This window comes from Synechococcus elongatus PCC 6301 (genome assembly GCF_000010065.1).
In the GTDB taxonomy this organism is placed as follows: Bacteria; Cyanobacteriota; Cyanobacteriia; order Synechococcales; family Synechococcaceae; genus Synechococcus; species Synechococcus elongatus.
Map to the genome: position 1 here is coordinate 2,331,310 of NC_006576.1, position 12,933 is coordinate 2,344,242.

At 48.4% G+C, this 12,933-nt stretch carries 10 protein-coding genes; 9 read left to right on the top strand and 1 reads right to left on the bottom strand.

The annotated features are described in order from the left end of the window. Position 1: 1 nt before the first annotated feature. The 9 genes from SYC_RS11580 (at position 2) to SYC_RS11620 (ending at position 12,282) form a co-directional block, all read left to right on the top strand. Positions 2 to 598 (top strand): hypothetical protein, encoded by a 597-nt coding sequence (locus SYC_RS11580; RefSeq protein WP_011244496.1) that lies wholly within the window; start codon positions 2 to 4, stop codon positions 596 to 598. 60 nt (positions 599 to 658) lie between these two features. Next, the gene (locus SYC_RS11585; protein ID WP_011244497.1) at positions 659 to 1,093 is read left to right on the top strand and encodes a DUF2996 domain-containing protein; all 435 of its coding nucleotides are present in this window, start codon (positions 659 to 661) and stop codon (positions 1,091 to 1,093) included. A 153-nt stretch (positions 1,094 to 1,246) separates the two neighbouring features. Next, positions 1,247 to 2,323, top strand: coding sequence for a magnesium-protoporphyrin IX monomethyl ester (oxidative) cyclase (acsF, locus tag SYC_RS11590; protein ID WP_011244498.1), 1,077 nt, complete (start codon positions 1,247 to 1,249; stop codon positions 2,321 to 2,323). Between the two features lie 163 nt (positions 2,324 to 2,486). Beyond that, positions 2,487 to 3,227 carry a peptidylprolyl isomerase gene (locus tag SYC_RS11595; RefSeq protein ID WP_011244499.1) on the top strand — a complete coding sequence of 247 codons (741 nt, stop codon included), beginning with the start codon at positions 2,487 to 2,489 and terminating at the stop codon, positions 3,225 to 3,227. A 14-nt stretch (positions 3,228 to 3,241) separates the two neighbouring features. Then, positions 3,242 to 6,244 carry a peptidase domain-containing ABC transporter gene (locus SYC_RS11600; protein ID WP_011244500.1) on the top strand — a complete coding sequence of 1,001 codons (3,003 nt, stop codon included), beginning with the start codon at positions 3,242 to 3,244 and terminating at the stop codon, positions 6,242 to 6,244. 41 nt (positions 6,245 to 6,285) lie between these two features. Then, positions 6,286 to 7,611 carry an HlyD family type I secretion periplasmic adaptor subunit gene (locus SYC_RS11605; RefSeq protein WP_011244501.1) on the top strand — a complete coding sequence of 442 codons (1,326 nt, stop codon included), beginning with the start codon at positions 6,286 to 6,288 and terminating at the stop codon, positions 7,609 to 7,611. 15 nt (positions 7,612 to 7,626) lie between these two features. Beyond that, positions 7,627 to 8,757, top strand: coding sequence for a class I SAM-dependent methyltransferase (locus SYC_RS11610; RefSeq protein ID WP_011244502.1), 1,131 nt, complete (start codon positions 7,627 to 7,629; stop codon positions 8,755 to 8,757). 4 nt (positions 8,758 to 8,761) lie between these two features. Then, positions 8,762 to 9,808, top strand: a complete 1,047-nt coding sequence (locus SYC_RS11615) for a glycosyltransferase family 4 protein (protein WP_011244503.1) — start codon at positions 8,762 to 8,764, stop codon at positions 9,806 to 9,808. A gap of 92 nt (positions 9,809 to 9,900) precedes the next feature. Beyond that, positions 9,901 to 12,282, top strand: coding sequence for a glycosyltransferase family 4 protein (locus tag SYC_RS11620; protein ID WP_011244504.1), 2,382 nt, complete (start codon positions 9,901 to 9,903; stop codon positions 12,280 to 12,282). 44 nt (positions 12,283 to 12,326) lie between these two features. Here the strand turns inward: SYC_RS11620 and dcd are convergent, their stop codons facing one another. Continuing rightward, positions 12,327 to 12,908, bottom strand: coding sequence for a dCTP deaminase (gene dcd / locus SYC_RS11625; protein ID WP_011244505.1), 582 nt, complete (start codon positions 12,906 to 12,908; stop codon positions 12,327 to 12,329). Positions 12,909 to 12,933: the final 25 nt, after the last annotated feature.

Below are 12,933 nucleotides of genomic sequence, written 5' to 3' on the forward strand. Positions count from 1 at the left end.
CATGCGCTCTGCGCTCGGACTTGGATTTTTGGCGATCGCGCTGGTGAGCGTGTTGCTGTTGATCAGTAACCTCGGCCTGCGCCTGCCGGTCTACTTTTTGACCCTGCAAACTCGTCCTCAACCCTTGGGACTCTGGTTGGTGTTGGCGATTGCGGCCGGCTTGCTCACTAGCGCTATCCTTCACCTTTGTCTGGGGTGGTTGGCATCGCCTGCAGGGGCGGCTCCAGCCAATGCAACGGCGGCTAATGCTACCGAACCGCGATCGCGACGACGCGGTGATTGGACTTTCATGGGACGAGAAGCTGGGGGGCAACAACAACGCCGGAATTCCACTGCTGCCGACGCTCCCGAGCCTTGGGAAACCGCAGGCTGGTCGGCGCGAACCAGTGCAGAGGCGACACCGCCCCCGCGATCGCCTCGCCCTGAGGCATCGGCCTCCCCTCCGGCTGAACGCGTGATTGATACAGGCTTCCGGGTCATCAAACCGCCAACTTCTGCTGCTGCAGAGCCCTCCCCAAACCGCCGCACGAACGCTGCGCCACCATCAGCAACTTCCACGGAAGACGATTGGGATTTTGTTGAGAAAGACGATTGGTAGCGGAGCGGCGATCGGTAAGATCAACGCAACGCTGTCCTGTCTCACCCCCGATCAGTCCCGATGTCTGAAGAACAAGTCGTCCCCACCCCCGAAGCAGCAGCCAAGCCTGCAGCTAAAAAAGAAAAGCCCCCTGCCCTCGAAGACAAACCTTTTAAAGAGTTTGTCCAGACTGATCTGTTACCCGCAGTGCAGCAAGCCCTGAGCGATCGCGGCTTAGCCGATCTCGACCTCCAATTTGTTGAGGCTCCGCTGCCGGTCACGGGCGATCGCTGTTGGCAGTTGCAGGGATCTTGGGCCAAGGGCCAGCGGCGCTTCCTGCTGGGTTTTAGTGAAGAAAGCCTAACTGCACCCAAGGTGTTTTCCTTAGCCGACGGCAAGGCTACTCCAGCGACCCTAGAAGCTTTCCTCGGCGATGAGCGCAAAATTACCCTGCCCCTGCTGCTCAATCGCATCCTCTCGCGTTTGAACGGTCAGAAATGGCTCGAGCAAAATTAACAAAGATGTAACACTTTGTCGTAACTCTTCACTCCCTGTCGGCCTTCCCTTTAGAGGCCGTTGATAGACTGAAGACGGTCTGGAGTTCTCACACGGCAGTGAGTGACTTGTGGCCATTTCAGGCGAACTTCACAACCAACTCCCAGCACAGCTATGGTTGATTCCCTCCAAAAACCCGAACTCGAAGAATTGCGTCCGGGCATTAAGGCTCCTGCCAAAGAGACAATCCTGACGCCTCGCTTTTACACCACTGACTTTGAAGCGATGGCCAAGATGGATCTCTCGCCTAATGAGGATGAGCTACGGGCCATCTTGGAGGAGTTCCGCGCCGACTACAACCGCAAACACTTTGTCCGCACGCCGGAGTTTGATGGTTCAGCCGCTGACATGGACCCAGAGACCAAAAAGGTCTTTGTTGAATTCCTAGAGCAGTCCTGCACCTCCGAATTCTCTGGCTTCCTGCTCTACAAAGAGCTCAGCCGTCGCATCAAAAACCGTAACCCGCTCTTGGCGGAATGCTTTGAGTTGATGGCTCGTGATGAAGCTCGCCACGCTGGCTTCCTCAACAAGTCGATGAGCGACTTTGATCTGCAGCTCGACCTCGGCTTCCTGACTGCTAATAAGAAGTACACCTACTTCAAACCGGCCTACATTTTCTATGCCACCTACCTGAGCGAGAAGATCGGTTACTGGCGCTACATTACGATCTTCCGTCACCTTGAGCAGCATCCGGAATATCGGATTTACCCGATATTCAAGTTCTTTGAGAACTGGTGCCAAGACGAAAATCGTCACGGTGACTTCTTCGACGCCCTGATGAAGGCTCAACCTTCGACGGTGCGTGGCTTTGTTGCCAAACTCTGGTGCCGCTTCTTCCTGCTGGCAGTCTTCGCAACGATGTACATCCGTGACGTCCAGCGTAAAGAGTTCTACGAAGCCTTGGGCCTAGATGCCCGTGAGTACGATCGCCACGTGATCGCCAAGACCAACGAGACTTCAGCTCGGGTCTTCCCAGTGGTTCTCGATGTCGATCATCCCAAGTTCTACGATCGCCTTGAAACCTGCATCGCCAACAACAACCAGTTGGCTGCAATCGAGGCAACAAGTGCACCTAAGCCAGTGAAAGTGCTGCGGAAGCTCCCCTACTACCTCTCCAATGGTCTGCAGCTCCTGAAGCTGTACTTGGTTAAACCGTTGGAGTCAGATGTCTACCAGCCTGCGGTTCGCTAACGTTCAGCAGCCTTAGATTCCACCAAAGCAGGGTCGCTATCAGTTACCCTGCTTTACTATTTTCTGAGTTCTAGCCTGCTTCCCAACTGAGAGCGATCGTGCTCAGAAGTTGACATTGTCCTTCTATGATGGGGAAGCTCTGAACTGTCCAATCCTTGACTCAATGACCTTGACGTCTTCTCAAAAACCTTTTCGGCTACTGGTGGGCGATCGTGAGGTTCAGGAAAGTGACTTAGCAGCACTGCTCCAAAAGCATCAACTCCTTCCAGAACTCGTCAAACGCATGCGCTTTGCGCAAGTTATTGAGGGGATTGAAGTCCAGCCCGATGTCCTTGAGCAGGAATGTCAGGCCTGGTGTAAGCAGAATGGCATTGCTCCACAACAGTTACCCCAACTGCTAGCGCAGCAGCAAATCTCGCTTGAGCAATGGATGTCATCGGTTGAAAATCGATTGCGCCTGCGCCTCTTTCAAGAACGTGAATTTAGCCACCGCGCTGAAAATCGCTTTCTCAAGCGGAAGAGCCAGTTGGATCTGGTGACCTACTCCTTACTCCGGCATTCGGATGGCCATCTCATTCAGGAGCTCTACCAGCAACTCTTGCATGGAGAAGCTACGTTTGAGGATTTGGCAACTCAATTTTCGCAAGGCCATGAGGCTAAGACGGCAGGTAAGTTGGGCCCTGTACCCTTGAGTCAGCCCCATCCAGCTCTTGCTGAAGTCTTGCGTACCGCCCAACCAGGGCAGATTCTCCCACCCCGGAATCTGGAATCTTACTGGTTGATTATCCGCCTCGATCAGCTGCAGCCAGTGGCATTTAATGAGACAATTCGCCGGCAGATGCTGCAGGAATTGTTTGATGAATGGTTAGGTGCGGAAGTTCAGCAAACACTAAATACTCTGTAAGTTGTCCCTAAACAATGGTTGCTATTCCTTCGAACCTCTGTGAACTTCTAGCAGGGCAAGCCTATTTTCAGGCCTATCCTGCCGCGGCCTATGAACCGTGGCGAGCACAACTCCAGCTGGGTAAGTTTGCAGTTGGTCAACCTTTACTCCCCCCAGAGCAGCTGCCCAGTCATGTCTTAGTTGTCTTGAGTGGCCAGATTCGGGTTGTCTATCAGCCGGTGGGTCAGGTTCGAGGAATTAGCTTAGGCCGCTTCGGCGCTGGGGCTTGTCTTGGCTGGGCACCTCTGTTGCGGGGATGCCCCGGAGAAGCGAGTAGTGGATCTGAGGCAGGAGCTGTTCTCGCGATTCCAGCTGCTGCCTTCTTAGACATGCTGAAGCAGTTGCCAGACTTGGCTCAGGCTTTTGGCAGCCAAGCCGCGCCTAGTGAGGTGATGTCGGTTTTACAGGCCCAGTCTTGGCCCAGTCCACTCACCGTTCAGGAGTGGTCGGCCTTTGTCCAAGAGTTATTGCCCCAGACGCGGGTGCAGCTTGTGGATACGGTACATAGCGGTGCTAACACGCTGTTGTCTAGGGACTACGACTGGTATGTGAGTGGTAACAATGGCACCTCGGCGCTTGGTCTGCCGATTGATCTGGAGGCTGCGATTCCCTCGCCTAAGGGTAGTCTGGCCCTGCGCTTGCTTGGGTTGCCTGCAGGAACTGTTGCGCAACGGCAGACGCGCAACCACCATGACGCTGTAGGAACTTCAGAAGAACCTTCAACGGCTGCTACTACAGATAGTGCCACTGTTACCGATTCACCTTCGCCTTGGACCTCTACCGTCCCTGCTGATCTGTCAGCGGACCTCTACGACGGCAGTCAGCGCAGTCAAAAATTCCCAGTCGAGCGCGGAAATGATCCCGTGAGTGAGGCACAAGCCTGCCTCAAAATGATCGCGCGATCGCTCAAAATTCCTTTTCGCCGCGACCAAGTTCAACGCGTTATTGAAGAACAATATCGACGCCTCAAATCAATTTCTCTGCAAGAGCTCGCAGTGTTGCTGGAAATGCAGGCGCTGCGCAGTCAGATTTTGCAGCTACGTCTGGTTGATTTGCCCCGAGTGCCTTTACCTGCGCTGATTGCTTGGGAAGAAGGCCATGCTGTGCTTTACGCGGTTGATGCAACTAGCATCACTTTTGCCGATCCTCGACAAGGCTTAATAACGCTTTCTTTGGCGGAATTTCAGCAGCGCTGGGGCAACGCTGGCACTATTTTGCTGGCCACCAAAACCCAGTTCACCCAAAGTCAACGTTTTGGCCTGAGCTGGTTTTGGCCTTCAATCCAACGCTACCGAGTGCGCTTGATTGAGGTGCTGATTGCCTCACTAGTCGTTCAGCTGTTTACGCTAGCCAATCCCCTAATTATCCAACAGGTGATTGACAAGGTTATCGGCCAAGGCAGTCTTAATAACCTCAATAGCTTTGCTGTCTTACTGGTTATCTTAGGTGTTTTCCAAGGGCTGCTCAGCAGCCTAAGAACCTATCTTTTTGCTGATACAACTAACCGTATTGACCTCAAGCTAGGCAGTGACATTATCGATCGACTACTGAAGTTACCTCTGCGCTATTTCGAGCGGCGACCTGTAGGGGAACTGAGTAGCCGGGTTCAAGAGCTGGAAAAAATTCGTAGTTTTCTGACTGGCACAGCTCTCACAACCGTGATGGATGCGATGTTCTCGGTCATCTACATCCTAGTCATGCTGGTTTATAGCTGGTTCTTGACACTGGTTGCACTCTCGACAGTCCCCATCTTTGTAGCCATCACATTTTTTGCCTCGCCGGTAGTTAGACGGCAACTGCGGGAAAAAGCAGAACGGAATGCTGAAACACAGTCCCAACTTGTTGAGGTTTTGAGTGGTATCCAGACTGTTAAAGCTCAAAATATTGAACTCAAAGCCCGTTGGCAGTGGCAAGAGCGCTATGCCCGTTATATTGCCGCAGGATTCCGTAACATCAACACGTCAACTGCGGCGTCTTCACTCACCAATTTCTTTAACCAACTGTCAGGCTTACTCGTTCTTTGGGTGGGTGTGTATTTAGTATTCGACAACCAATTGAGCCTTGGTCAACTGATTGCATTCCGTATTATTTCTGGTTACGTTACCCAACCGTTATTACGACTCGCTCAGTTGTGGCAAAACTTCCAAGAGACAGCTCTATCGCTTGAGCGTTTGGCCGATATCGTTGACACCCCCCAAGAATCGGATGATGACGACCAGGGCAAGATTCCAATGCCAATGATCAACGGCAAAGTTGAATTTCGGAATCTAAGCTTCCGCTTTGGCGAACAAGGGCCATTGCAGCTTTCGAACGTGACGCTGGAGATACCTGCTGGTGAGTACGTTGGTATTGTTGGGCAGAGCGGCTCTGGCAAGAGTACCCTCATGAAACTTTTGCCAAGACTTTACTCGCCGCTTGAAGGTGAGATTTTGATTGATGGCTACGATATCAGCAAGGTTGGACTATATTCCCTTCGGCGCCAAATCGGCATTGTTCCTCAAGATAGTTTGCTTTTCCAAGGAACCGTCGAAGAAAATATCTCTTTAACGAAGCCGAATGCAACAACTGACGAAATCATTACTGCTGCTAAAGCGGCAGGTGCTCATGATTTCATCATGACTTTGCCTTTAGGCTATAACACTCGTGTTGGTGAGCGTGGTGGTGCCCTTTCGGGCGGCCAACGACAACGAATTGCGATCGCTAGAACCGTCTTGCAAAATCCTCAGCTTTTGATCCTTGACGAGGCAACGAGCGCCCTAGACTATGATACGGAGCGTCAGGTCAGCATCAACCTCCAACAACATTTCCGGGGCAAAACAGTATTCTTCATTACTCACCGCCTAAGTACAGTCCGACATGCTGACCGAATTATCGTTATGGATAAGGGAGCTATGGTTGAACAGGGTAGCCATGATGAATTAATGGAACTTAGAGGTCGCTATTTCTGTCTATATCGTCAACAAGATGCTTTGAACTAACGAGAATTCCTTTGCACTGCTTCCATTTTTAAGAGAAAGACATGTCTATTTCATCGCCTACACCCAGTCCAGAACCAGCTCAAACCCCAGCTACGGATGCTTCTTTCAATCCTGATCAAGATGTAAGTCTGAATCAGAGTCGCTTATGGTCGCGACTGACAATTTGGACGCTAGTTGGAGTGACAGCTAGTGCAACTGCTTGGGCTTGCATCGCACAAATTGATGAAGCCGTACAAGTTCAAGGACAATTAGAGCCGAAAGCAGCAGTCAAGGATGTTCAAGCTCCTGTGGGGGGTGTTCTTGAACGGCTAGAAGTGAAGGAGGGGCAGCGAGTTACACAAGGCCAAATATTAGCGAGATTTAATGCGACTACAGTTGCAGAGCGGATTCGGTCTCTAACAGAGATCCGGGAACGCTTAGTTGCTGAAAATCAGACCTTCCGAGCGCAAATTGGCGAATCATCTGAAGGTTCAGTTTCCGTCAACCAACAACAGCGAATTGAAGCAGCCCGCCGTGAATTTGAAAGTCGGCAAGAAGCAGCTCGTTTAGAAGCATCTCAGCTTAAGCAACAGCAACTTCAAGTTGAAAGTGAACTACAGCAAGTTCGATACTCGCTAGACTTGAACCAGCGAATTCTCAATGACCTACGCCCCCTGTACGAGGAAGGGGGAATTGCTAGGACTCAGTACCTCAAGCAAGAAGAGACAGTTAGTCAGCTAGAAAGCACACTAAGAAAAAATCAAGCAGAACTCCAACGCTTGCAGTTTGCGGTCAGCCAAGCTGAAGCTCGCTTAACTAATACGCAAACAGTCACATTTTCAGAGGCTAGGGGACGTATTGAAGAAAATGCCCGTCGAATCGCTGAGATTGATAGTCAAATTACAGAAGCTAAACAAACATTGAAATATCAGATCGTTCGTGCTCCTCAAAGCGGAACAGTTTTCGATATTACAGCTCAAGGGCCGGGATATGTAGCAAACACCTCAGAACCACTAATGAAGCTGGTACCTGATGATGAACTTGTTGCTCGACTGTATATTCCCAACAAAGATATAGGATTTGTTCGGACTGGTCAGGATGTGGATATTCGTATTGACTCCTATCCGTTTAGTGAATATGGAGATCTCAAGGGTAAGTTGACGCGAGTTGGCTCAGATTCTCTTCCTCCCAACGATACCTATCAATATGTTCGCTTCCCAGCAGAAGTGACGTTGCAAGAACAAAAACTTGTTAGCCGGGGTCGGGAGCTGCCAATCCAATCAGGGATGTCTGTTTCGGCCAGTATCCGTCTACGTCAAAGACCTGTCATCACTTTGCTTTCAGATCTCTTCTCGCGTAGTAGTGATGCACTCAAGACAATTCGCTAGCTCTTAACTATCTCAATGGCTAATAATAACCAGCTACAAATAGATAGTCTAGTCGCTGCAATTCGCCGTGAGGCTACACAGCTCACAGATCATGAGGAAGCCTTTTGCACAACAATAGTCTCCTCTCAGCAACAGTCGTTAACTGAAATTGACAGATCAATCAATGCTGCAATACAAGCGGTGGAGGACTTGGTAAAGCCTCGTTTGTCCGCTCGGCCAAGCCCTCGTAATTTCTTCAAAAAACTCTGCACAAAAGTAGGGCTTACGATTCTTGATCGACTTGAGAGGCGACGTTGTAAAGCTGAACTTACTCTCCTAGAGACCATTCAATATTTACGGGCTAGTCAGCAACAGCTCAGAGCGGAATTTAATGATTTCCAATCTGTAACTGATCAAGCTTTAGTCCGACAGTTTAATCATCTTCAGCGGCAAATCGATCGCACAAGTGGTTGCGTAAACTTAAACCCTGACTTAGAAAAACTATTAGAAGCTTTTTACTGTCAATTTGAATCTGAATATCGAGGGTCTAGTGAATCTGTTCGCCATCGACTGAGACCCTATCATGATCGCCTACTCAACTCTGACTATCCTCTAGAAATCGTTGACCTGGGTTGTGGTCGGGGTGAATGGTTGTCTTTAGTTAATCAGCTTGGTCACAAAGCGAAAGGCATTGACTGTAACCCGGAATTCGTTAACCTTTGTAAGCAGCAAAATTTAGCGGTTGAGTTGGGAGATGCTATTGTCTGGTTGCATTCACAGGCAGATAACAGCTTAGATGTTATTTCTGCTTTTCATGTGATTGAACACCTATCTTTTACAACTCTAGCTGATTGGTTACAGCAAATATATCGAGTTTTAAAACCCCAAGGATGGTTGCTTCTGGAGACACCGAATATTAGCCAGTTCCATGTTGGGCTTGTTGATTTTTATCGAGATCCTACTCATATTCATAAGGTTCATCCCCAAACAATTAAGACTTTACTTCAATGTCTTCGGTTTACTGATATAGAGATAGGCTACGTTGATGCAAATGGAGATAAAGTTCAATGGTTGCCAACTGAAGAGGTAACGTTGCGAGATCCTGGACAATATGGAGCTTTACCAGCTGATATGGGCATTATCGCCCGAAAAAGAATAGGGCTCTGAGCTTATGCGGATTGCGATCGCAACAGTTCAAGTTCCCTTCTGCCGAGGAGGTGCAGAACTGCATGCAGAGCGTTTGCAAGCTGCTCTACAAAACTATGGATATCAATCTAATATTCTGACCATACCGTTTGCCTTCTCTCCCCCACAAGTAGTTAGCGAATCCATAGATATTTGGCAATCAAGAGCAATTCAGCAGCTTGTTGCGGCGAGCTGTGATGCTTTGGTTACACTTCGCTTCCCCGCCTATCTCATTAAGCATCCGAAACGCGTTCTATGGCTATTGCATCAGCATCGTGCAGTCTATGACCTTTGGGAGACACCCTACACAGATGAGCTATCTAAGAGTTCAGAAGGAAAAGCTTTACAACATAAAATTCAGGCTATTGACACAAGAGAAATTAGTCAATATCAACATCGATTTAGTAACTCAATAACGGTTTCTGAAAGACTTTATCAATTTAACGGTATCACCTCTGAATTTCTTTATCATCCACCACCACTGGTTGGTCGATACTACTGCCAGCCAGCTCAGCCATTTATTTTCTGTCCTAGCCGACTAGAGGATCTGAAACGTCAAGATTTATTGATTGAAGCAATCGCGAAACTACCCGATGTATGTGTAATCCTCGCTGGTGAAGGCGGTAACCGGCATCGTCTTGAAGCACTAATCTCAGATTTAGGACTGCAAGATCGGGTACGGTTGCTGGGGCATATCAGCGAAGCAGAACTATTGGCTTTTTATGCCAATTGCCGGGCAGTGTTCTATGCTCCCTATGATGAGGATTTTGGCTACGTTACGCTTGAAGCAATGCTTTCCCGTAAGCCCGTTATTACTTGTCTAGATTCTGGTGAACCTGCTCGTATTATTCAGCATCAACAGACAGGATGGATTTGCGAACCAACCCCTGATGCGATCGCTGAGGTTATTCAATGGTGTTGGCAACATTCACATCAACTAGAAGATATTGGCATTGCTGGATGGGACCACTATCAAAGCCTTGGTATTTCTTGGGAAAACGTGGTAAATCGTTTAACTTCTTCGTTCGCGTAGAAGTTGATCTGTAGAACTTTGCGGGTGTCATTAATTGCTATCAAGAGTTACAATGACAGGTCATTCAGCTGTGTAATTGTGGCTTTTTAACTATGCAGATTGGCATTATTGCTCCCAGCTCTGTCCCCTTCTGCATTGGTGGAGCTGAAAAATTTTGGTGGGGATTACAACGAGCCTTTAATGATCTAACACCTCACGCAGCTGAATTAATTAAGCTACCATCGCCTGAAAATAATATCTACGACTTAATTCAAAGTTATCAACGGTTTTCACGATTTAATCTGAATCATTTTGACCTGCTAATAAGTAGCAAATATCCTGCTTGGATGGTTAATCATCCCCGCCATCTTTGCTATCTTCAACATCGTCTTCGTGGCCTTTATGATACTGATAATGGTCATCAAGGAAATTTGAACTTAGCTCGCTATTCTCAACTCCAAAAAATTGAGAAAATCCTTGAAAAAAATGGCGATCGCTCCCAGCTAGAGCTTTTATTCTCTGAATTGAACGATTTCTTGAAAAATGAGCCTAGTGATTCTAAGCTTTTAGAGTTCCCTGGACAATTGATTCGGAAAGTTATTCACTTTTGCGATCGCATTGCCTTGAGCCCTACTGAGATTGCTGGTTACGCTGCGATTTCCCAAAATGTTGCCCAGCGCAAAAACTACCTTCCTGATTCGGTACGTCCGAAAGTAATTTATCATCCCTCTGATTTAGAAAAATTCTATTGTGATAAACAAGATTACTTTTTTACTATTAGTCGTTTAGATAACGCCAAGCGAGTCAGTTTGCTGATTTCTGCAATGCAGCAAGCTAAAACAGATATTCCATTACTGATTGCAGGGACTGGACCTGAATCAGAGAGTCTTAAAAAACAAGCTGGAAATGATTCCCGAGTTCGATTCTTAGGTTTTGTGAAAGATCGAGAGGTAATTGATCTCTATGCCAATGCTTTAGCTGTCCTTTATGTTCCCTATGACGAAGATTATGGGCTAGTTCCTATTGAAGCCTTTCGCTCTGGTAAGCCTGTTATTACAGTTACGGATGCTGGTGGCCCTTTAGAGTTTGTTCAAAACTTGACAACGGGTTGGGTCGTGCCTCCAAAACCTGCAGCGATCGCTCAAGCAATTGATGACTGCAGCCAGAACCCTAGTCGTGCAGCGGAGTATGGCAAGGCGGGGCAAGCGATCGCAGAAACGATTACATGGGAAAAGACTGTTCAAGAACTGCTAGATCTAGTCGAACCCAAATTACAGCCTGCTACACCGCGACGATCGCAGCTTGTAATTGGATCAACCTTCCCTGTTACCCCACCCCGGAGTGGCGGGCAAAGCCGAATTTTTAATCTTTATCGAGCACTCAGTCATGAATTTGAGGTTGAATTGATCAGCCTTGGCCCAGTTAATAGTGAGCCCAAAACCTATCAAATCAATCCAAACTTCTGTGAAGTTGTTATTCCTAAATCACCGATCCATCAAAAACTAGAAAGTCGGCTCGAGCGTCAAGCTGGTATTTCAATTGGAGATCTCGCTGCAACTTTTTATGGCGATCGCACACCGCAACTGCTTGAAGTGATTGAGCAGCGACGATCGCAGGCTGATGTTCTGATTGCTTCTCATCCTTACTTACTGCCTTGGCTACAGCCCAATTCCAGGGCTAATAAATTAGTCTATGAAGCACACAACTGTGAGTTTGACCTCAAGCGGGGTCTGTTTCCCCAAAACCGTAAAGGAACGAATTTAACCCAAGAAGTACTAAAGCTGGAAGAAAATGCTTGTCAACAAGCTGATCTGATTGTGGCTTGTCTAGAGGCTGATTGGGAGCGGCTCTGCCATCTGTATCACTGCCAAAAGACACCTTATGTTTTAGTTCCTAACGGAGTTAACTGCCAAGAAGTTACTTTTGTTGATTCCGCCCTGCGATCGCAGTGGAAACAAAAGATTGGTTATTCATCCTTTATTTTTCTATTTATCGGAAGTTGGCATCAACCGAATGTCGAAGCTGCCCACAGCATTGTCAGTTGGGCTATCGACTTCCCCGAGCAACAGTTTTTAATTGTGGGTAGTGTTGGCCACGCGATTGAGCAAGAGTTTAGACGAATTCCTCCTAATATTCATTGCTTGGGTGAAGTGGATGCACGGACTAAGCAAGTGGCTCTTAATGTCGCTGATGTAGCACTGAATCCTATGACGTCTGGTTCCGGTTCTAACCTAAAAGTAGTGGAATATTTAGCCGGTGGCTTACCGCTCATTACTACTGAGTTTGGAGTTCGAGCATTGCCTTTAGAACTGCAGGAACAGTGTCAGATTGGTGCTTTGAATGAGTTTCCAATGCTGATGCAAAAAGCGATTGATCAACCAGACTTACACGATCCTATCGCCCGCAGAAATGCTCGCTATATCGTTGAGCAAAAACTTGATTGGCGAGCGATCGCCAAGGACTACGCGATCGCCCTCAAAGAATTGTTGAAATAATCTAGTCCTAGCGAGCTTGAATTCTGACGCCTGAAGGTTGCAATTTAGACCTTTGCGAGGGTGACCCGCTCTGGCTGGTTCTGATATTTACCAAAGCGATCGGCGTAGGTGGTGTCGCAGGGTTCGCCTTCGAGGAATAGCAGCTGACAGATTCCTTCATTGGCGTAAATGCGGCAGTCGGCACCAGAAGAGTTGCTAAACTCCAGCGTCAAATGACCTTCCCAAGAAGCTTCTGCTGGTGTCGTATTTACAATGATGCCGAGGCGAGCGTAGGTGCTTTTGCCCAAGCAAACGACGGTGATGTTCGATGGGACGCGCAGTCGTTCCAGTGCCACTCCAAGGCCATAACTATGGGCAGGAAGGATGAAGTATTGACCATCCTGATCCTCATGCAATTCCACCGACTCTAGGTTGGCGGGATTGAAGCGCTTGGGATTGACGACGGTGCCGGGAATATGACGAAAGATCAGAAACTCTTGGGGCGACAACCGCAGGTCATAGCCATAGGAGGAACAGCCATAGCTGAGAACAGGGGCGTCGGCGCTGTGGCGAATCAGATTGGCCTCAAATGGCTCAATCATGCCGGCGCGGGCTTGTTCAACAATCCACTTATCGTTCTTGAGCATGGCGATCGCAGCAATTCATGCTCAT

Bases quoted from the DNA above. Each gene is read 5' to 3' on its own strand.
- SYC_RS11580 (WP_011244496.1), top strand. From the start codon at position 2: ATGCGCTCTGCGCTCGGACTTGGATTTTTGGCGATCGCGCTGGTGAGC.
- SYC_RS11585 (WP_011244497.1), top strand. From the start codon at position 659: ATGTCTGAAGAACAAGTCGTCCCCACCCCCGAAGCAGCAGCCAAGCCT.
- acsF (WP_011244498.1), top strand. From the start codon at position 1,247: ATGGTTGATTCCCTCCAAAAACCCGAACTCGAAGAATTGCGTCCGGGC.
- SYC_RS11595 (WP_011244499.1), top strand. From the start codon at position 2,487: ATGACCTTGACGTCTTCTCAAAAACCTTTTCGGCTACTGGTGGGCGAT.
- SYC_RS11600 (WP_011244500.1), top strand. From the start codon at position 3,242: ATGGTTGCTATTCCTTCGAACCTCTGTGAACTTCTAGCAGGGCAAGCC.
- SYC_RS11605 (WP_011244501.1), top strand. From the start codon at position 6,286: ATGTCTATTTCATCGCCTACACCCAGTCCAGAACCAGCTCAAACCCCA.
- SYC_RS11610 (WP_011244502.1), top strand. From the start codon at position 7,627: ATGGCTAATAATAACCAGCTACAAATAGATAGTCTAGTCGCTGCAATT.
- SYC_RS11615 (WP_011244503.1), top strand. From the start codon at position 8,762: ATGCGGATTGCGATCGCAACAGTTCAAGTTCCCTTCTGCCGAGGAGGT.
- SYC_RS11620 (WP_011244504.1), top strand. From the start codon at position 9,901: ATGCAGATTGGCATTATTGCTCCCAGCTCTGTCCCCTTCTGCATTGGT.
- dcd (WP_011244505.1), bottom strand. From the start codon at position 12,908: ATGCTCAAGAACGATAAGTGGATTGTTGAACAAGCCCGCGCCGGCATG.